This window comes from Macromonas bipunctata (genome assembly GCF_002837135.1).
GTDB lineage: Bacteria > Pseudomonadota > Gammaproteobacteria > Burkholderiales > Burkholderiaceae_C > Macromonas_A > Macromonas_A bipunctata.
On record NZ_NWBQ01000078.1, the window covers coordinates 1 to 19,707 of the forward strand.

The window sequence follows — 19,707 nt, forward strand, 5'->3', positions numbered from 1 at the left end:
CGGCCTTGCGCGCCGGGCTGTTGAGCTGGGCCGTGGCGGTGCCGGGTGCGGCCAGCGCGCGCTCGGTGTGCGCGTGCAGCGTCTCCAGCGCGCGCACCAGCTCCTGCACCGCCTCGGGGCGCACGCCTTGCGGGTGCAGCACCGCCTGCAGGGCCCAGCGGATGCGCTCCACCGCCGCGCTGGCCTGGGCTGCCGTCACGCCTTCGGCCAGCGTGGCCTTGGGCGGCAACGCCGCCGCCCACGCCTGCGCCTGCTGCGCCCAGGTGGGGGTCAAGTCCCACAACCGCTGCGCGCTGGCCGTGGCGCGCTGCACCAGCGCCTGGCCCTGCTGCAGGGTCTGGCCCTGCGCGGCCACGCTTTGCGCCAGCGGGGCCAGGTCGGCGGCGGCGCCGTCCTTCCAGCCAGTCTGCCCCAGCCGCCAGCCCCAGCCCGTCGTACCGGCCGCCAGCAACACCGCCAGCGCCAGCCCCATCCACAGGCCGCGTTGCAGCGTGTGCAGCGGCCAGCTGCCCAGCACGGGCACCGGCAGCACGGGCGTGTCCAGCACCGGCGGCAGCTGCGGTGGCACTGGCGCCGCTGCAGGCTCCGCCACCGACCACGCCGGGTCGGCCTGACGGGGGCGGTTCCGGCGGGGGCGCAGTGCGTCAAACATCGGCATTCCTTGGGTCGGGGAGCTGGTGGGGATTCAGAAAACCGGGCGCCTGCGCCAGCCGCTGCAAATCAAGCTGGTGCCACACCGCGCCCGCGCCATCGCGCCAGACCTGTGGCAGGGCCGCATGCGCCTGCGGGGCGGGCTGCACCGGCTGCCAGCCGTCCAGGGTGTGCAGGCCCAGCAGGCGCTCCACCCGCAACGCAGCGGGCACACCCAAGCCGGGCGCCAGCGCCAGCCAGTACCCCGCCGCAGCAGGCAACGCCAACGGCGCCGAGGCCAAACCCAGCCAGCGCACCCAGTCCACCACCAACGTGACGCCACCGCGCAGCGCCGCCACCCCCAGCACCCAGGGCTGGGTGCGCGGCACGCGCTGCAGGGGCAGCGGCACCACCACCTCGCCCGCCTGTACCAGTGGCACCCAGGCGCGCACGCCGTGCAGCATCAGCCCGATGCCCTGGGCACCGGTGGCGGGCGCGTGTTCGGGCGCCGCCGCCAGCTGGCGCGCCAGTTCGGCCTGGAACGCCAGCAGCGGCGATGGGGCGGTGGCCGTCAATCAGCGCCGGTGCAGCCTCAGAGCTGCACCATCTCGAAGTCTTCCTTGCGCGCGCCGCACTCGGGGCAAGTCCAGTTCATCGGCACGTCCTCCCACTTGGTGCCGGGAGCGATGCCGTCGTCCGGCGCACCGGCGGCCTCGTCGTAAATCCAGCCACAAATCAGACACATCCAGGTTTTGCTTGCACTCATTTTGCGAAAAGGTTGCTTGTTTTAGAATGGGTTTCATTGTATCTAGCCTGCCGCGCGCTTTGGCGTGGCACCGCGTCTGCCCAAGCCCACACCCCATGACCACCGACCGCAACCAGATCCTGTTCGAGCGCGCCCAAACCCGGATTCCGGGCGGCGTCAATTCCCCCGTGCGCGCCTTCAAGGCCGTGGGCGGCACGCCACGCTTCATCCAGCGCGCCCAGGGCGCCTACATGTGGGACGCCAACGGCCAGCGCTACACCGACTACATCGGCTCCTGGGGCCCCATGATCCTGGGCCACGGTCACCCCGACGTGCTGGCCGCCGTGCAGCAGGCCGCGCTGGAGGGCTTCAGCTTTGGCGCGCCCACCGAACGCGAAATCGAACTGGCCGAGGAAATCATCAAGCTCGTGCCCAGCATCGACATGGTGCGCCTGGTCAGCTCCGGCACCGAGGCCGGCATGAGCGCCATCCGCCTGGCACGCGGCGCCACCGGGCGCAAGATGATCCTCAAGTTCGAGGGCTGCTACCACGGCCACGCCGACGCCCTGCTAGTCAAAGCGGGCTCGGGCCTGGCCACCTTTGGCCACCCCACCAGCGCAGGTGTGCCGCCTGAAGTGGCCCAGCACACCTTGGTGTTGCCCTACAACGACATTGAAGCCCTCGAAGCCGCCTTCCACACCCACGGCAACGACTTGGCCTGCCTGATGATCGAACCCATTGCGGGCAACATGAACTTCGTGCGCGCCAGCGTGCCCTTCATGCGCCGCTGCCGCGAGCTCTGCACCCAGCACGGCGCCCTGCTGGTGTTCGACGAAGTGATGACCGGCCTGCGCGTGGGCCTGGGCAGCGCCCAGGGCGTGTACGCCCAGCTCATCCCCGGTTTTGAGCCCGACATGACCGTGCTGGGCAAGGTCATCGGCGGCGGCATGCCACTGGCCGCCTTTGGCGCCAAGCGCGAGGTGATGCGCCAACTCGCACCACTGGGCCCTGTGTACCAGGCCGGCACCCTCAGCGGCAACCCGGTCGCCACCGCCTGCGGCCTGGCCACCCTGAAGGCGGTGCAACAGCCCGGCTTCTACGAAGCCCTGGGCGCCAAAACACAGGCGCTGGTACAAGGCCTGACCGAAGCCGCGCACGCCGCAGGCCTGCCCTTCTGCGGCGACAGCCAAGGCGGCATGTTTGGCTTCTTCTTTCTGCCCGAACTGCCGCAGAACTACGCCACCGTCATGGGCACCGACGGCACACGCTTCAACCGCTTCTTCCACGGCATGCTGGAGCGCGGCCACTACTTTGCGCCCGCGCTGTACGAGGCCGGCTTTGTCAGCGCCGCACACACCGACGCCGACATCGCCACCACCGTGGCCGCCGCGCGCGAGGTGTTTGCCCAGCTGTGAGCCCCGCCACCTCCACCCAGCGCGCCACCGCCATGCTGCCCCGCCGCCACCTGCTCGGGCTGGGGGCCGCCAGCGCCCTGCTGAGCGCCTGCGCCACGCCCTTCACGCGCCGCCCCGCCAGCGGCCCCGAGCCTGCCGCAGACCACGCCCCCGCCTCCAAGGCCGGGCGCCTGCTGGTGATCGGCGGTGCCGAAGACCGGCTGCAAGACCGCATCATCCTGCGCCGCTTTGTCGAGCTGTGCGGCGGCCCGCAGGCGCGCATCCTGGTGCTGACCGCCGCCAGCAGCGTGCCCGAAGCGTCGTGGCAAGGCTACCAACCCGTGTTTGCCGAACTGGGGGCCAGCCAAACCAGCCACCTCGACCTGCGCAGCCCCGACGACGCCAACGCCCCCGAGGCGGTGGAACGCATCCTGCAAGCCGACGGCATCTTCATGAGCGGGGGCGACCAGCGCCGCCTGATGGACACGCTGTGGGAGACCGCCGCCGCACGCGCCATGCACACCGCCTTCCACCTGCGCGGCTGCTGCATTGCGGGCACCAGCGCGGGGGCGGCGGTCATGTCGCGCCAGATGCTGGCCATCGGTGCCGCCACCAAACTGCCGCGCAAGGACACCGTCACGCTCGACATCGGGCTGGGCTTTGTCAACCACGCCATCGTGGACCAGCACTTTTCGGAACGCCGCCGCCTCAGTCGCCTGCTGTCGGCGCTGGCGCAGCGCCCCGACATGCTGGGCGTGGGCATCGACGAAGACACCGCGTTGCTGATCGAACGCCAGCGCGGCATCGAGATCATCGGCCAAGGCGCGGTCACGCTGGTCGATGGCCGGGCCATGCGCTCCAACTTCAACGAGGCCGAGCCCGAACAGCGGCTGGAGATGCTCGACGTGCGCCTGCACCTGCTGCCCAGCGGCAACCGCTACCTGGTGGGCACCACACAGCAACCGCCGCTGCCCGACGCGCTGCGGGAAGCGGTCGAACTGCTGGTGCGCCCCGGCCCGATACGCGGCTGAACGCTTCTGCTTTGCTGCTGGCGCTTCAGCGCCACTTAATCTTGGGGGCATTCAATAGGGGCTGTGGACGGTTTGTTCCACACACAAGGACTCCCCATGAAACTCCGTACCGCCGCCGCTCTCGTTCTGACCCTGGGCACCGCCGCTGCCGCCTTCGCTGGCCCCACCTGCAACGTGCCGCAAGAAAAGTGGATGAAAGAAGCCGACTTCAAGGTCGGCATGGAAAAGCAAGGCTACCAGATCAAGACCTTCAAGGTCAGCAAGGGCAAGTGCTACGAAATCTACGGCCTGGACAAGGGCGGCAAGAAAGTCGAGATCTACTTCGACCCCGCCACCGGCGCCGAGCTGGAACGCAAGTAAACCACTGCCCGCGCAACGCCCATGACGCCCAACACCTCATCCGCCGCTGCTTCCACCCCCGCTGTCAAAGTGTGGGATCCGTTCGTGCGCATCTTCCACTGGAGCCTGGTGACTTGCATCGTGCTGAACCAGTTTGTGCTCGAAGCCGGTGAAACCGCCCACGAATGGACGGGCTACACCGCCAGCGCGCTGGTGCTGCTGCGGCTGGTGTGGGGCTTTGTGGGCGGTCGGCACGCCCGCTTTGCCGACTTCTTCCCGACCCCGCAGCGCCTGGGCCGCCACCTGCAGGCACTGCGCCGGGGCGAACAACCGCACTACGACGGCCACAACCCGCTGGGCGCGCTGATGATGCTGGCCCTGATGGTGCTGGTGCTGTCGCTGGGCCTGACCGGCTGGCTGCAAACCACCGACGCCTACTGGGGCGAGGAATGGCTGATGGAACTGCACGAATGGCTGGCCAACGGCCTGCTGCTGGCCGCGGGCCTGCATGCTGCCGCCGCCATCGTCATGGGCCGCCTGGAACGCACGCGCCTGATCCGTGCCATGATCACGGGCCACAAACAACGCTACTGACGCCCACCTGCCATGCGCCTGCTGCTGCTCGAAGACGATGCCATCCTGGGCGAAGGCCTGCGCGACTACCTGCGCAGCGACGGCCACGTGGTGGACTGGTGTACCACCTTGGCGCAGGCCAAAATCCTCATCACCGAACCCTACGACGCCTGGCTGCTGGACTGGAATCTGCCCGACGGCTCGGGCGTGGACTGGCTGCGCACCCTGCGCGCCCAAGGCGCCACCACCCCGGCGCTGGTGCTGACCGCGCGCGACCTGTTGAGCGAACGCATCCAGGTCCTGGACAGCGGAGCCGACGATTTTTTGGTCAAACCCTTTGCCCCCGAAGAACTGGCTGCGCGCCTGCGCGCTGTAGCCCGGCGCATGACCGGCAGCGCCCAACGCAAAGCCTTTGGTGCGGTGGAAGTGGACTTGACGGCCAAAGCTGTGTGGCTGCACGGCCAGCCGGTGGAACTCACCGCCCGCGAATGGGCCATCTGGGAAGCCTTGGTGCTGCGTGCCGGGCGCATCGTCTCCAAAAGCGACCTCGAAGCCCTGGTGTGCGGCTTTGACAGCGACCTGGCCAGCAACGCCCTCGAAGTCCACGTCTTCAAACTGCGTAGCAAACTCGGCAAGCACGCCATAGAGACCGTGCGCGGCCTGGGCTACCGGGTGCCCGCGCCCGCCGCCCCATGACCACGCCACCCACCACGCCCCTGCCCTCCATCCGCTCACGCGTCACCCGCACCTTGTTGTGGATGTCGCTGTGCTCCTGCGTGCTCATGGGTGCGGTGGTGTGGTGGATCGTGGGCCACGAGATCGACGAGCTGATGGACCAGGGGCTGCGCGAATCGGCCGAAATCATCCACAACGTGCTGGCCAACCAGCCACCCACCCCGGCCCACAGCGCGCCGCCACTGCCCCACACCGACTACGAGGAACACCTGGTCTGGCAGATCATCGACAGCCAGCGTGGGCAAGTGCTGGCGCGCTCGCACAAGGCGCCCACCAGCGCGCTGCACCCCAGGCCGATGGCGCACACCACCCACAGCGCCGACGGCGAATGGCGCATCGTCACGCTGGGCCTGCAGCACAGCCCGACGCGCTTCTTGCTGGTGGCCCAGAGCGAGAGCGAGCGCTACGACGCGCGCACCGAGTCGCTGGTGTACACCCTGGTCAGTGCGCTGCTGGCCGGCGGCGTGGGCATCCTGCTGCTGAGCCTGCGCCTGCGCCAGGAGCTGCAGCCGCTGCAGCAGCTGTCGCAAGCCGTGCAGCACTACGACCCGTTGCAGCCCGCCACCGACCTGGCCAGCGCCAAACGCGCCGAACTCGAACCCATCACCCAGGCAGTGCGCGAGCTGGGCCAGCGCCTGGCGCAACGCTTCCGCAGCGAACGCGCCTTCACCGCCCACGCCGCGCACGCCCTGCGCACCCCGCTGGCGGGCATCGACGCACAGCTGGCCATTGCGCTCAAGGAAGCGCCGCCCAGCCTGCAACCGCGGCTGAACCGAGCGCGCCAAGGCAGCCAGCGCCTCAGCCGCGTGATGCAGGCGCTGCTCACCATGTTCCGCAGTGGCACCGAGCCGCAGTGGCAAGCCGTACCCTTGTCGGTGCTGCTGGCACCGTGGCCGCACGACGGGCTGGCCATCGTGGCCAAGGGCGACCCCACCCTGCACGCCGACCCCGACCTGCTGGCCGCCGTGCTGATGAATTTGCTCGACAACGCGCGCCAGCACGGCGCCACCCAGGTGCAGCTGTGGGCGTCCCCCAACCCCAGCGGCCTGCAACAACTGCACCTGCACGACAACGGCCCGGGTTGCCCCGACGCCACCCTGCAACGCCTGCGCCAGGCGCTGCAACAGCACGACTACACCCCCGGCACCGGCCTCAGCGGCCTGGGCCTGATGCTGGCCGACCTGGTGCTGCAGGCGCACGGCGGCAGCGTCGCCCTGCCCAACGTGAACACCGGCTTTGCCGTGCTGCTGCAATGGCCGCAGCCCCCCGAAAAAAGCGCATAAAAAAAGCCCCGGTGGTTGCACCGGGGCTTGGCACTCACAGCCGCAAGGGCTGAGGATTAGGCGGTCACGCCCTTGGCGGTCTCAGCGTACTCTTCGATCTGGTCGAAGTTCAGGTACTTGTAGATCGCGGCGCCGTCCTGGTTCACGATGCCCATCGCTTCGTGGTACTCGGCCACGGTGGGCAGCTTGCCCAGCTTGGACGCAATCGCGGCCAACTCCGCCGAGGCCAGGAACACGTTGGTGTTCTTGCCCAGGCGGTTCGGGAAGTTGCGGGTCGAGGTCGAGACCACGGTCGCGCCCTCACGCACCTGCGCCTGGTTGCCCATGCACAGCGAGCAGCCCGGCATCTCGGTGCGCGCACCGGCGGTGCCAAAGGCGGCGTAATGGCCTTCCTTGATCAGCTCGCTCTCGTCCATCTTGGTCGGCGGGGCCACCCACAGCTTGACCGGAATGTCGCGCTGGCCGCCCAGCAGCTTGGCTGCGGCGCGGAAGTGGCCAATGTTGGTCATGCACGAACCGATGAAGGCCTCGTCGATCTTGGTACCGGCCACGTCGGACAGGAACTTGGCGTCGTCCGGGTCGTTCGGGCAGCAGACGATGGGCTCCTTGATGTCGGCCAGGTCGATCTCGATCACGGCGGCGTACTCGGCGTCCTTGTCGGCTTCCAGCAGGTTCGGGTTGGCCAGCCACTGCTCCACCTTCTCGATGCGGCGAGCCAGCGTCTTGGCGTCCTGGTAGCCGTCGGCGATCATGTTCTTCATCAGCACGATGTTGCTGGTGAGGTATTCCTTGATCGGCTCGGGGTTGAGCTTGATGGTGCAACCGGCTGCGGAGCGCTCGGCGGAGGCGTCGGACAGCTCGAACGCCTGTTCCACCTTCAGGTCCGGCAGACCTTCGATTTCCAGGATGCGGCCCGAGAACACGTTCTTCTTGCCGGCCTTGGCCACGGTCAGCAGACCGGCCTTGATGGCGTACAGCGGAATCGCGTGCACCAAGTCGCGCAGGGTCACGCCCGGCTGCATTTCGCCCTTGAAGCGCACCAGCACCGACTCGGGCATGTCCAGCGGCATCACGCCGGTAGCGGCACCGAAGGCCACCAGGCCGGAACCGGCCGGGAAGGAAATGCCGATCGGGAAGCGGGTGTGCGAGTCACCGCCGGTGCCCACGGTATCGGGCAGCAGCAGGCGGTTGAGCCAGCTGTGGATCACGCCGTCGCCCGGGCGCAGCGCCACGCCACCACGGTTGCTGATGAAGGCGGGCAACTCGCGGTGGGTCTTGACGTCCACCGGCTTGGGGTAGGCCGCGGTGTGGCAGAAGGACTGCATCACCAGGTCGGCGCTGAAGCCCAGGCAGGCCAGATCCTTCAGCTCGTCACGGGTCATCGGGCCGGTGGTGTCTTGCGAACCCACGGTCGTCATCTTCGGCTCGCAGTAGGTACCCGGGCGCACGCCCTGGCCTTCCGGCAGGCCAACCGCACGGCCGACCATCTTCTGCGCCAGGGTGAAGCCGGCCTTGGACTCGACCGGGGCCTTGGGCAGGCGGAACAGGGTGGAGGCGGGCAGGCCCAGGAACTCGCGCGCCTTGGCGGTCAGCGAACGGCCGATGATCAGGTTGATGCGGCCGCCGGCGCGCACTTCGTCCAGCAGCACTTCGCTCTTGAGGGCGAACGAGGCCACTTCGGCGCCGTTCTTCAGCAGCTTGCCGTCGTAGGGCAGCACGTCGATCACGTCGCCCATTTCCAGCTGGCTCACGTCCACTTCAATGGGCAGGGAACCCGAGTCTTCCTGCGTATTGAAGAAGATGGGGGCGATCTTGCCGCCCAGGGTCACGCCGCCAAAACGCTTGTTCGGCACGAAGGGGATGTCCTGGCCGGTGGCCCAGATCACGCTGTTGGTGGCCGACTTGCGCGAAGAACCGGTGCCCACCACGTCGCCCACGTAGGCCACGAGATTGCCCTTTTTCTTCAGGTCTTCGATGAACTGCATCGGGCCGCGCTTGCCGTCTTCCTCGGGCTTGAAGGCCGCGTCGGGACGGGTGTTCTTCAGCATCGCCAGGTAGTGCAGCGGAATGTCCGGACGGCTCCAGGCGTCGGGCGCGGGCGACAGGTCGTCGGTGTTGGTCTCGCCCGGCACCTTGAACACGGTCACGGTGATTTTTTGCTCGACCTCGGGGCGGCTGGTGAACCACTCGGCGTCGGCCCAGCTCTGCATGACTTCCTTGGCCTTGGCGTTGCCGGCCTTGGCCTTGTCGGCCACGTCGTTGAAGAAGTCGAACATCAGCAGGGTCTTCTTCAGGCCCTCGGCGGCCACGCCCGCCACTTCGGCGTCGTCCAGCAGCTCGATCAGCGGGTGCACGTTGTAGCCGCCCACCATGGTGCCCAGCAGCTCGGTGGCCTTGGCCTTGGAGATGAGGCCCACCGTGATGTCGCCGTGCGCCACCGCCGCCAGGAAGCTGGCCTTGACCTTGGCCGCATCGTCCACGCCCGGGGGCACGCGGTGCGTCAGCAGCTCCAGCAGGAACGCTTCCTCGCCTGCCGGCGGGTTCTTGATCAGCTCGATCAGATCGGCCACTTGCTTGGCGTCCAGCGCCAGCGGCGGAATACCCAGCGCGGCGCGCTCGGCCACATGTTCACGGTAGGCTTGCAACATCAACACACTCCATTAAAAAAACGTTGTTGTTCAGTTTGAACGCGGGCTGCCGGCGGCAGGGCCGTCCAGCAGATTGATGGGGTTGGCCTTGAGTGCCACCGCCGCCGCTTGCTGCTCGGGGCTGGCGCACTCATCCGCCAGACGGCGGCCCTGCTTCTGGCTCATCAGCATGGACTTGTTGGCCAGCTGGATCCAGACCGCGCCCTGCGCGGTGTCCTCCAGCCGCACCGCGCCGGTGCTGCTTTGCACCGGGCGCATATGGAAGCGCTCGCCCTTGAGCGACATGTGGAAGTAGCCCGGCGTATTGGGGTCGGCGCGCAGGCTCACCTTCTGGCCCAGCTCGCACGGCAGCTCGCCCACATGCACGTTGGCGGCAATGGCCTGCTCGGCATCGCTCAACGGCGCGACCGGGCGCGAGGACATGCTGGCCAGCGCGGCACCGCCAGCCACACCAGCGGCACCCACCGCACCCAGCTTGGCCACCTTGACGGCCTTGCTGCGCGACGACGCTTTCACCTTGGCCTTGGCCTTGGCCGATTTGCTGACACTGGCTTTGCTGCGGGACGAGGAAGAAGCGGAAGATGTGGCGGCCATGGCGGAGGTGGCCAGACACGCGGCGCTGGTCAATGCGCACAACAGTTTCAGACCATAAGACATCGTCATGTGTAATTCTCCTGGGTCGCCCAACAAAACCCGGATTTAGAAAAAGGATTGGGCCAATGCGGGCAGGACACATCCGGTCTGATGCGCCCTCTCCAGCACCTGCCAAAAGTAACGGAAACTGGCCCGGTCGTGCAAGACCCCCCCATCCACCGAAATGGGGGCCCAATCGGCCTCATACGCGGCCATCACAATGCGCGCGGCCTGCTCCACCTCCTGCTCGGTGGGGGCGAACGCTTCCAGGATCGGCTCGATCTGATCCGGATGGATGCTCCACATCCGGGTGTAGCCCAGCTCACGCGCGGCGCGGCGGGCGGCCTGGCGCATGGCGTCGCGGTCCTTGAACTCGGTGACCACACAATGCGACGGCACCTTGCCGTAAGCGTGGCACGCGCTGGCCATGTCCATCTTGGCGCGCAGCACCAGCGGGTGGCTGAACTGCCCGGCCACCCCCATGCCGTCCGACGGGATGGCACCACCGTGCGCCGACACAAAATCCATCAGGCCAAAACTGAGCGACTGCACGCGCGGGTGCGCCGCAATGTCAAAAGCGCGGTGTACCGCCAGCGGCGACTCAATCAACACGTGCAACGGCAGCTGCGCCGCACCCGCGGCGTTCATAGCTTGCACCGCACGTTCCACGTCGGCCACCGACTCCACCTTGGGCACCATCAAATGCGACAGTTGGTGCCCCACACGGCCCACAATGTAGGCCACATCGGCTTCAAACGCCGGATGCTCCACCGGATGCACCCGCACGCCCACCCGTTGCACCACCGCACGGGTGAAATCCACACCCTGCACCAGTTCGGTCACCAGTGCAGCGTGCTCGGCCTCTCCACCCACGGGAGCGCCGTCCTCGCAGTCCAGGGTCACGTCAAACACGCACGTCCCCAGCCGCTCGATGTATTCGGCCTGCAATTGCAGGCTTTTGCGCATCCGCGCTTCCACACCGCTGTAATGGTCACACACCGGCAGCGATACCGCCCCGGCTTGCGCCCCCAGCAACACGTCACGCGGATGCTTGCTCACGCTTGTCGCTCCGGCAAATTACAGCAGGTGCTTCACGCCGTCGGCTTCGCCTTGCAGCTCGGCCAGGGTCTTGTCGATGCACTCTTGCGAGAACGCGTCGATTTCCAGACCTTCCACAATCTTGTACTCACCGTTTTCGGTGGTCACCGGGAAGCCAAACACGATGCCAGCCGGAATGCCGTATTCGCCGTTGGACGGCACACCCATCGTCACCCATTCGCCGTTGGAGCCCAAGGCCCAATCGCGCATGTGGTCGATAGCAGCGTTGGCAGCCGAAGCGGCCGACGACAGGCCACGGGCGGCAATGATGGCAGCGCCACGCTTGCCCACGGTCGGCAGGAACGTTTCAGCGTTCCACACTTGGTCGTTGATGGTTTCTTTGACCGACACGCCATTGATGGTGGCGAAACGGTAATCGGCGTACATGGTGGGCGAGTGGTTGCCCCACACGGTCAGCTTGCGAATGTCGCCCACAGCAGAACCGGTCTTGGCGGCGATTTGCGAAGCGGCGCGGTTGTGGTCCAGACGCAGCATGGCGGTGAAGTTCTTGGCCGGCAGGTCCGGGGCCGACTTCATGGCGATGTAGGCGTTGGTGTTGGCAGGGTTGCCCACCACCAGCACCTTGACGTTGCGGCTGGCCACGGCGTTGAGCGCCTTGCCTTGCACGGTGAAGATGGCGGCGTTGGCGGCCAGCAGGTCGGCACGCTCCATGCCCGGGCCACGCGGACGGGCACCCACCAGCAACGCGTAGTCGGTGTCCTTGAAGGCGGTCATCGGGTCGCTGTGGGCTTCAATGCCAGCCAGCAGCGGGAAGGCGCAATCTTCCAGCTCCATGATCACGCCCTTGAGCGCGTTCTGGGCCTTTTCGTCGGGGATTTCGAGCAGTTGCAGAATGACCGGTTGATCCTTGCCCAGCATTTCGCCAGAAGCGATGCGGAACAGCAGGGCGTAACCAATTTGACCAGCGGCACCAGTGACGGCCACGCGAACGGGCTTTTTGCTCATGAAAGGATTCTCCAGGGAGCGGTTGATGAAAATTTTGTCAAGTGTACCCTGCCCTGAGACTCAACGTCAATTTGTCTTATGTCTTATATAAGATATGATTGGCCTTATGACGGCCTCACCCTCTTTTGCCACCTCGCCTGCTGCGGCGGCTCCCGCAATGGGCCTGCCTGCCTTGGCCGATGGCCAAGGGGTGGCCACCCCCGCATTCAGCCCGTTGTACCAGCAAATCAAGTCATTGATTTTGCAAAGCCTACAAGCGGGCGAATGGAAGCCGGGCGATGCCATCCCCAGCGAAATGGAGCTGGCCGGGCGTTTTCGCGTCAGCCAAGGCGCCGTGCGCAAAGCCATCGACGAACTGGCGGCAGAACACCTGCTGGTGCGCCGCCAAGGCAAGGGCACTTTTGTGGCCACGCACGCCGAGCAGCACACCCAGTTCCGATTCTTGCGGCTGGAGCCCGACAGCGGCGACCGCGCCAGTGTTGGATCTGCGCAACGCCACATCGTGCAATGCCGCCGCCTGCGCGCGCCGGTGGACATTGCCCACGCGCTGGGCCTGCGCAGCGGCGAAAGCGTGCTGCAGGTGCGCCGCGTGCTCTCATTTCAGCAGCAGCCCACCATCCTGGAAGACATCTGGCTGCCCGGCGGCCCCTTCAAGGGCCTGACCGCCAGCGCACTGACACAGGACCAAGGCCCAATGTACGCCCTGTTTGAATCGCAATTTGGCGTGCGCATGGTGCGCGCCGACGAAAAGATCAAGGCCGTGGCCGCCGACAGCGCCGCTGCCGCACAGCTGCAAGTGCCCGATGGCGCACCCCTGCTGAGCGTGGAGCGCCTGGCCTACACCTACAACGACGTGCCCATGGAGTTGCGCCGTGGCCTGTACCGCACCGACCACCACCACTACCACAACCAACTCAGCTGAGAAGCTTGAGAAACCTGAATGGGCTTGCTGCGTTGCAATAGAATCCGTGAGTTTTCGATCCGTGTGTAACGGCTGTAACGCCAGCGTTACAAAACGGGCTTTCCCATCCACTGTCTTCCAAGCCCACTTGAAAGAGTCCACCCATGACAGAGCTGAGCAAAAAGCGGCCTGAGTTCCGCAACATCCACCTTCTCCAGGACGTGCGCACCTACCGCTTGCCAGCGGCCGGTGTGGTCTCCATCCTGCACCGTGTCAGCGGCCTGCTGATGTTCCTGCTGCTGCCCTTTGTGGTGTGGCTGTTCGACACCTCGCTGTCGTCCGAGATCTCCTACGAGGATTTCACCGCCGCCTTTGGCACCGGTATCGGTTTCGTGCCGGGCTGGTTCGTCAAGCTGGCCACGCTGGGCCTGATCTGGGGCTACCTGCACCACTTCATCGCTGGCGTGCGCCACCTGTACATGGACGCCACCCACAGCGTGACCAAGGAATTCGGCAAGTCCTCCGCCACCACCACCCTGGTGCTGGCATTTGGCCTGACCGCCGTGCTGGGCGCCAAGCTGTTTGGCCTGTACTGATTCACAAGAAAACCCGGAGCACAAGAAAATGTCCGTCAACTACGGTTCCAAACGCGTCGTCACCGGCGCCCACTACGGCCTGCGCGACTGGCTGGTGCAGCGCGTCACCGCCTCCCTGATGGCCCTGTTCACGGTGGTGCTGCTGTTGCAAGTGCTGACCATCAGCGGCCCCATCAACTACGAAGCCTGGGCGGGCATCTTCGCCTCCCAGTGGATGAAGTTCCTGACCTTTGGCCTGATCATCTCGCTGGCATGGCACGCCTGGATCGGTGTGCGCGACATCTGGATGGACTACGTCAAGCCCGTGGGCCTGCGTCTGGCCCTGCACGTCTTCACCCTCGTCTGGCTGGTCGGCTGTGCCGGCTGGGCCTTCTCTGTTCTCTGGAAACTGTAAGCCATGGCCCAAACCGCAAACCTCCCCAAGCGCAAATTTGACGTCGTGATCGTCGGTGCCGGCGGCTCCGGCATGCGCGCATCGCTGCAACTCGCCCGCGCTGGCCTCAACGTGGCCGTGCTGTCCAAAGTGTTCCCCGCCCGCTCGCACACCGTGGCGGCGCAAGGTGGCATTGGTGCCTCGCTGGGCAACATGAACGAGGACAACTGGCACTACCACTTCTACGACACCATCAAGGGCTCCGACTGGCTCGGCGACCAGGATGCCATCGAGTTCATGTGCCGCGAAGCGCCCAAGGTCGTGTACGAACTCGAACACTTCGGCATGCCGTTCGACCGCAACCCCGACGGCACCATCTACCAGCGCCCGTTTGGTGGCCACACCGCCAACTACGGTGAAAAGCCGGTGCAACGCGCTTGTGCTGCCGCCGACCGCACCGGCCACGCCATGCTGCACACGCTGTACCAGCAAAACGTGGCCGCCCGCACCACTTTCTTCGTGGAATGGATGGCGCTGGACCTGATCCGCAACGAAGCGGGTGACGTGCTGGGCGTGACCGCGCTGGAAATGGAAACCGGCGAGACCTACATCCTCGAAGCCAAGACCACCATGCTGGCCACGGGCGGTGCAGGCCGCATCTTTGCCGCCTCCACCAACGCCTTCATCAATACCGGCGACGGCCTGGGCATGGCCGCACGTGCGGGCATCCCGCTGCAAGACATGGAGTTCTGGCAGTTCCACCCCACCGGCGTGGCCGGCGCGGGCGTGCTGCTGACCGAAGGCTGCCGTGGCGAAGGCGCGATCCTGCTCAACAGCCAGGGTGAACGCTTCATGGAACGCTACGCCCCGACCCTGAAGGAATTGGCCCCGCGCGACTTCGTGTCGCGCTGCATGGACCAGGAAATCAAGGAAGGCCGTGGTTGCGGCCCGAACAAGGACTACGTGATGCTCAAGCTCAGCCACTTGGGCGCTGAGACCATCCACAAGCGTCTGCCGTCGGTGTACGAAATTGGTGTCAACTTCGCCAACGTCGATATCACCAAGGAAGACATCCCTGTGGTGCCCACCATCCACTACCAAATGGGCGGCATCCCGACCAACATCAACGGTCAAGTGGTGGTACCCGATGGCAGCGGCAGCCAAAAAGTGGTCAACGGTCTGTACGCTGTGGGCGAATGCTCTTGCGTATCGGTACACGGTGCCAACCGCTTGGGCACCAACTCGCTGCTGGATTTGCTGGTGTTTGGCCGCGCTGCGGGCAACCACATTGTGGCCAACGTCAACCCCAAGGCCGAGTTCCAAGACCTGCCCAAAGACGCTGCCGACCGCACGTTGGCCCGTCTGGCCCGTCTGGACGGTTCCACCAGCGGCGAATACGCCCAAACCGTGGCCAACGACCTGCGCGCTGCCATGCAGCAACACACCGGTGTGTTCCGCACCCAAGCCAGCATGGACGAAGGGGTCAAGAAGATCAACGCCATGCGTGCCCGCGTGGAAGCGATCACGCTCAAAGACAAGTCCAAGGTGTTCAACACCGCACGCATTGAGGCGCTGGAAGTCGAGAACCTGATCGAAGCGGCGCAAGCCACCATGACTTCGGCCGCTGCCCGCCGCGAATGCCGTGGCGCGCACACCGTCAACGACTACGAGCGCCCCGCCGACGACGCGCAATTCCCGCTGGGCCGCAACGACAAGGAGTGGATGAAGCACACCCTGTGGCACAGCGCCAACAACAGCCTGACCTACAAGGCGGTTAACCTCAAGCCGCTGACGGTGGAATCCGTGCCGCCCAAGGTCCGCACCTTCTGATCGCAGCGAACTGGAGCAAGTACAAATGGCAAAACGCACTTTCAAGATCTACCGCTACGACCCCGAGAAGGACGCAAAGCCCTACATGCAGACCATCGAGGTCGAGCTGGCGGGCAACGAGCGCATGTTGCTCGACGCGCTGATGAAGCTCAAGGAAGTCGATCCGTCGATCTCCTTCCGCCGCAGCTGCCGCGAAGGCGTGTGCGGCTCGGATGCGATGAACATCAACGGCAAGAACGGTCTGGCCTGCCTGACCAACATGAACACCCTGCCGGGCGTCATCACCTTGAAGCCCCTGCCGGGCCTGCCCGTGATCCGCGACCTGATTGTGGACATGACGCTGTTCTTTAAGCAGTACCACAGCATCAAGCCGTTCCTGATCAACACCAGCCAGCCGCCGCAAACCGAACGCCTGCAATCGCCCGAAGAGCGCGAAGAGCTCAACGGCCTGTACGAGTGCATTTTGTGCGCCAGCTGCTCGACTTCCTGCCCCAGCTTCTGGTGGAACCCCGACAAGTTTGTCGGCCCTGCTGGTCTGCTGCAAGCTTACCGCTTCATTGCCGACAGCCGCGATCAGGCCACCGCCGAGCGTCTGGACAACCTTGAAGATCCCTACCGTTTGTTCCGCTGCCACACCATCATGAACTGCGTGGATGTGTGCCCCAAGAGCCTCAACCCCACCAAGGCCATAGGCAAGATCAAGGAACTGATGGTGCGTCGCGCCGTTTAACCCACGTCACGACACGCCATGAACCACGACGACAACGCCCTGCTCGACGAGCGCGCCCTGAGCAAACTGCGGTGGCGCTGTCGCCGTGGTCTGCTGGAGAACGACCTGTTCATCGAGCAGTTTTTTGCCAGACACGAATCTGGCCTCACCGTTCGTCAGGCCAACGCCTTGTCGGTGTTGATGGATCTGTCCGACAACGATCTGCTCGATCTGTTGCTGGGTCGGGTCGCACCTCAAGGGGAGCTGGCCACCCCTGCCGTCATCGAAGTGCTTGGCATGCTCCGTGCCAAGTCGGCTTCCGATTCTGCCCACCCGTAGTAACAGAGGAAAACGCATGAAACTCGCTGATAACAAAGCCACCCTGTCGTTCAGCAACGGCAGCCCCAATGTGGAACTGCCGGTGTACCAGGGCAACATTGGCCCGGACGTGATCGACATCCGCAAGCTCTACGCCCAGACCGGCATGTTCACCTACGACCCGGGCTTCCTGTCCACCGCGTCGTGCCAGTCGGCCATCACCTACATCGACGGCGACAAGGGTGAGCTGCTGTACCGTGGCTACCCGATCGAGCAGCTGGCCACCAACTGCGACTTCCTGGAAACCTGCTACCTGCTGCTCAAGGGCGAACTGCCCAACGCGGCACAAAAGCAGGAATTCACCGACACCGTGACCCAGCACACGATGGTGAACGAGCAGATGCAGTTCTTCCTGCGTGGCTTCCGCCGCGACGCACACCCGATGGCCGTGCTGACCGGTCTGGTGGGCGCGTTGTCGGCCTTCTACCACGACAGCACCGACATCAACAACCCGGAACACCGCGAAGTGGCCGCGATCCGCCTGATCGCCAAGATGCCGACCCTGGTGGCGATGGCGTACAAGTACAGCGTGGGCCAGCCCTACATGTACCCGCAGAACGACCTGAGCTACGCCGGCAACTTCCTGCGCATGATGTTCGGCACCCCGTGCGAGGAGTACAAGGTCAACCCGGTGCTGGAACGCGCGCTGGACCGCATCTTCATCCTGCACGCCGACCACGAGCAAAACGCCTCCACCTCCACCGTGCGCCTGTGCGGCTCGTCGGGCACCAACCCGTTTGCGGCCATCTCCGCCGGTGTGGCCTGCCTGTGGGGCCCGGCCCACGGCGGCGCCAACGAGGCCTGCCTCAACATGCTGGAAGACATCCAGCGCAACGGCGGCGTGGCCAAGGTGGGCCAGTTCATGGAACAGGTCAAGGACAAGAACTCCGGCGTCAAGCTGATGGGTTTTGGCCACCGCGTGTACAAGAACTACGACCCGCGCGCCAAGCTGATGCAGGAAACCTGCAACGAGGTGCTGGCCGAGCTGGGCCTGGAAAACGACCCGCTGTTCAAGCTGGCCAAGGAGCTGGAAAAGATCGCGCTGGAAGACGACTACTTCGTGTCGCGCAAGCTGTACCCGAACGTGGACTTCTACTCCGGCATCGTGCAGCGCGCCATGGGCATTCCGGTCAACCTGTTCACCGGCATCTTCGCGCTGGCCCGCACCGTGGGCTGGATTGCGCAGCTCAACGAGATGATCAGCGACCCCGAGTACAAGATTGGCCGTCCGCGCCAACTGTTCACCGGCTCGCCCCGTCGCGACGTGTCGCCGATCGCACAACGCCGATCGACACGCCCCGCCCCGCCACCTGAGACCCAGGTGGCACGCGCACCCGCCCGGTGGCCGCTCTGCAGTGGCACCGCGCGGGTGTTGTTTTTTCAGGCATAAAATGTCGGGCTACCAAGGAAACACCAGCATGGGACGCACCCTTTACGACAAGATCTGGGACGAGCACGTCGTCCACACCGAAGAAGACGGCACCGCCGTGCTCTACATCGACCGCCACCTGGTGCATGAAGTCACCAGCCCGCAAGCGTTCGAGGGCCTGCGCCAGGCCGGGCGCAAGGTCTGGCGTGTCAGCTCGGTGGTGGCCACCGCCGACCACAACACGCCCACCACCGGCTGGGAGCTGGGCTACGACGGCATCACCGACCCGATCAGCAAGGAACAGATCACCACGCTGGACGCCAACATTGCCGAGTTTGGTGCGGCGGCGTTCTTCCCGTTTCTGAGCCAGCGCCAGGGCATCGTGCACGTGGTTGGCCCCGAGAACGGCGCCACCCTGCCCGGCATGACCGTGGTCTGCGGCGACAGCCACACCTCCACCCACGGCGCATTTGGCGCACTGGCACACGGCATTGGCACCAGCGAAGTGGAACATGTGCTGGCCACGCAAACCCTGTTGGCCAAGAAGGCCAAGAACATGCTGGTCAAGGTCGAGGGCGAACTGCCCGCTGGCTGTGGTGCCAAGGACATTGTGCTGGCCATCATCGGCAAGATTGGCACCGCCGGCGGCACCGGCTACACCATTGAATTTGGTGGCAGCGCCATCAGCGCCCTGAGCGTGGAAGGCCGCATGACGGTGTGCAACATGGCGATCGAGGCCGGTGCGCGCGCTGGCTTGGTGGCGGTGGACGACAAGACCATCGCCTACGTCAAGGGCCGCCCGCTGGCCCCCACCGGGGCCGAATGGGACGCAGCCGAAGCTTATTGGCGCACGCTGCATTCCGACCCCGACGCGGTGTTTGACACCGTGGTAGAACTGGACGCAGCGCAGATTTTGCCGCAAGTCACCTGGGGCACCTCGCCCGAGATGGTGCTGCCCATCACCGCCAGCGTGCCCAATCCTGCCGACGAAGCCGACGCCAACAAGCGTGGCGCCATGGAGCGCGCCCTGGCCTACATGGGCCTGCAAGCCGGTACGCCCTTGAGCGACCTGGCGGTGGACAAGGTGTTCATCGGTTCCTGCACCAACAGCCGTATCGAGGACATGCGCGAAGCCGCTGCCATCGTGCAAAAGCTGGGCCGCCGTGTGGCCGCCAACGTCAAGCAGGCGCTGGTGGTGCCGGGTTCGGGCCAGGTCAAGGCGCAAGCCGAAGCCGAAGGGCTGCACGAGATCTTCAAGGCGGCAGGCTTTGAATGGCGCGAGCCGGGTTGCTCGATGTGCCTGGCCATGAACGCCGACCGGCTGGAGCCGGGCGAGCGTTGCGCCTCCACCAGCAACCGCAACTTTGAAGGCCGCCAGGGCGCGGGTGGCCGCACCCATTTGGTCAGCCCGGCCATGGCCGCTGCCGCTGCCATCGAAGGCCATTTCGTGGACGTTCGCGCGTTCGCTTGAGAGGA

The 19,707-nt window shown here is 65.7% G+C and carries 20 protein-coding genes and 1 pseudogene; 14 read left to right on the forward strand and 7 right to left on the reverse strand.

Translation table 11 applies throughout. From position 1 onward, the window contains the following. The 3 genes from CON76_RS10905 to CON76_RS10915 form a co-directional block, all read right to left on the reverse strand. Positions 1 to 652: hypothetical protein (locus tag CON76_RS10905; RefSeq protein WP_420812942.1), on the reverse strand; the 652-nt coding region annotated here is incomplete at its 3' end. After that, on the reverse strand, positions 645 to 1,205 hold the full coding sequence (locus tag CON76_RS10910) for a chemotaxis protein CheW (RefSeq protein WP_101103379.1): 561 nt from the start codon (positions 1,203 to 1,205) through the stop codon (positions 645 to 647). The genes CON76_RS10910 and CON76_RS10905, both read right to left, overlap by 8 nt. A gap of 17 nt (positions 1,206 to 1,222) precedes the next feature. Further along, the gene (locus tag CON76_RS10915) at positions 1,223 to 1,396 is read right to left on the reverse strand and encodes a rubredoxin (protein ID WP_101103380.1); all 174 of its coding nucleotides are present in this window, start codon (positions 1,394 to 1,396) and stop codon (positions 1,223 to 1,225) included. A 95-nt stretch (positions 1,397 to 1,491) separates the two neighbouring features. On the opposite strand from CON76_RS10915, the gene hemL reads away from it, so the two are divergent. The 6 genes from hemL (at position 1,492) to CON76_RS10945 (ending at position 6,730) form a co-directional block, all read left to right on the forward strand. Continuing rightward, on the forward strand, positions 1,492 to 2,790 hold the full coding sequence (gene hemL / locus CON76_RS10920) for a glutamate-1-semialdehyde 2,1-aminomutase (RefSeq protein ID WP_101103381.1): 1,299 nt from the start codon (positions 1,492 to 1,494) through the stop codon (positions 2,788 to 2,790). Next, entirely contained in the window at positions 2,787 to 3,800 is a 1,014-nt protein-coding gene (locus tag CON76_RS10925; protein WP_101103382.1) for a cyanophycinase, read from the forward strand. The genes hemL and CON76_RS10925 overlap by 4 nt, the downstream gene beginning before the upstream one ends. Before the next feature lie 96 nt (positions 3,801 to 3,896). Next, positions 3,897 to 4,160, forward strand: a complete 264-nt coding sequence (locus CON76_RS10930; RefSeq protein WP_101103383.1) for a PepSY domain-containing protein — start codon at positions 3,897 to 3,899, stop codon at positions 4,158 to 4,160. 21 nt (positions 4,161 to 4,181) lie between these two features. Continuing rightward, on the forward strand, positions 4,182 to 4,733 hold the full coding sequence (locus CON76_RS10935; RefSeq protein ID WP_101103384.1) for a cytochrome b/b6 domain-containing protein: 552 nt from the start codon (positions 4,182 to 4,184) through the stop codon (positions 4,731 to 4,733). Between the two features lie 12 nt (positions 4,734 to 4,745). Continuing rightward, positions 4,746 to 5,408 carry a response regulator gene (locus tag CON76_RS10940; protein ID WP_101103385.1) on the forward strand — a complete coding sequence of 221 codons (663 nt, stop codon included), beginning with the start codon at positions 4,746 to 4,748 and terminating at the stop codon, positions 5,406 to 5,408. Continuing rightward, a complete protein-coding gene (locus CON76_RS10945) occupies positions 5,405 to 6,730 on the forward strand; it encodes a sensor histidine kinase (RefSeq protein ID WP_101103386.1) in 1,326 nt (441 codons plus the stop codon). The genes CON76_RS10940 and CON76_RS10945 overlap by 4 nt, the downstream gene beginning before the upstream one ends. A gap of 56 nt (positions 6,731 to 6,786) precedes the next feature. Here the strand turns inward: CON76_RS10945 and acnB are convergent, their stop codons facing one another. The 4 genes from acnB to CON76_RS10965 are packed head-to-tail and all read right to left on the reverse strand — an operon-like array spanning position 6,787 to position 12,075. Further along, positions 6,787 to 9,378, reverse strand: a complete 2,592-nt coding sequence (gene acnB / locus CON76_RS10950; RefSeq protein ID WP_101103387.1) for a bifunctional aconitate hydratase 2/2-methylisocitrate dehydratase — start codon at positions 9,376 to 9,378, stop codon at positions 6,787 to 6,789. A gap of 30 nt (positions 9,379 to 9,408) precedes the next feature. Beyond that, positions 9,409 to 10,041 (reverse strand): hypothetical protein, encoded by a 633-nt coding sequence (locus CON76_RS10955; RefSeq protein ID WP_240592843.1) that lies wholly within the window; start codon positions 10,039 to 10,041, stop codon positions 9,409 to 9,411. A 36-nt stretch (positions 10,042 to 10,077) separates the two neighbouring features. After that, positions 10,078 to 11,070, reverse strand: a complete 993-nt coding sequence (locus CON76_RS10960) for an HpcH/HpaI aldolase/citrate lyase family protein (protein WP_205758232.1) — start codon at positions 11,068 to 11,070, stop codon at positions 10,078 to 10,080. A gap of 18 nt (positions 11,071 to 11,088) precedes the next feature. Beyond that, entirely contained in the window at positions 11,089 to 12,075 is a 987-nt protein-coding gene (locus CON76_RS10965; protein ID WP_101103388.1) for a malate dehydrogenase, read from the reverse strand. A gap of 106 nt (positions 12,076 to 12,181) precedes the next feature. On the opposite strand from CON76_RS10965, the gene CON76_RS10970 reads away from it, so the two are divergent. The 8 genes and pseudogenes from CON76_RS10970 (at position 12,182) to leuC (ending at position 19,702) form a co-directional block, all read left to right on the forward strand. Further along, positions 12,182 to 12,997 carry a GntR family transcriptional regulator gene (locus CON76_RS10970; RefSeq protein ID WP_101103389.1) on the forward strand — a complete coding sequence of 272 codons (816 nt, stop codon included), beginning with the start codon at positions 12,182 to 12,184 and terminating at the stop codon, positions 12,995 to 12,997. Positions 12,998 to 13,140: 143 nt separating this feature from the next. Then, positions 13,141 to 13,572 carry a succinate dehydrogenase, cytochrome b556 subunit gene (gene sdhC / locus CON76_RS10975; RefSeq protein ID WP_101103390.1) on the forward strand — a complete coding sequence of 144 codons (432 nt, stop codon included), beginning with the start codon at positions 13,141 to 13,143 and terminating at the stop codon, positions 13,570 to 13,572. Positions 13,573 to 13,600: 28 nt separating this feature from the next. Next, positions 13,601 to 13,966 carry a succinate dehydrogenase, hydrophobic membrane anchor protein gene (gene sdhD / locus CON76_RS10980; RefSeq protein WP_101103391.1) on the forward strand — a complete coding sequence of 122 codons (366 nt, stop codon included), beginning with the start codon at positions 13,601 to 13,603 and terminating at the stop codon, positions 13,964 to 13,966. Between the two features lie 3 nt (positions 13,967 to 13,969). Beyond that, positions 13,970 to 15,775, forward strand: a complete 1,806-nt coding sequence (gene sdhA, locus CON76_RS10985; RefSeq protein WP_101103392.1) for a succinate dehydrogenase flavoprotein subunit — start codon at positions 13,970 to 13,972, stop codon at positions 15,773 to 15,775. A 25-nt stretch (positions 15,776 to 15,800) separates the two neighbouring features. Beyond that, positions 15,801 to 16,505: a succinate dehydrogenase iron-sulfur subunit gene (locus CON76_RS10990; RefSeq protein ID WP_101103393.1), complete on the forward strand. Its 705-nt coding sequence runs from the start codon at positions 15,801 to 15,803 to the stop codon at positions 16,503 to 16,505. An 18-nt stretch (positions 16,506 to 16,523) separates the two neighbouring features. Beyond that, entirely contained in the window at positions 16,524 to 16,823 is a 300-nt protein-coding gene (locus CON76_RS10995) for an FAD assembly factor SdhE (RefSeq protein ID WP_101103394.1), read from the forward strand. Between the two features lie 16 nt (positions 16,824 to 16,839). Then, a pseudogene (locus CON76_RS11000) lies at positions 16,840 to 18,147 on the forward strand (citrate synthase); the annotation flags it as partial. Between the two features lie 133 nt (positions 18,148 to 18,280). Beyond that, positions 18,281 to 19,702: a 3-isopropylmalate dehydratase large subunit gene (leuC, locus tag CON76_RS11005; RefSeq protein WP_101103433.1), complete on the forward strand. Its 1,422-nt coding sequence runs from the start codon at positions 18,281 to 18,283 to the stop codon at positions 19,700 to 19,702. Positions 19,703 to 19,707: the final 5 nt, after the last annotated feature.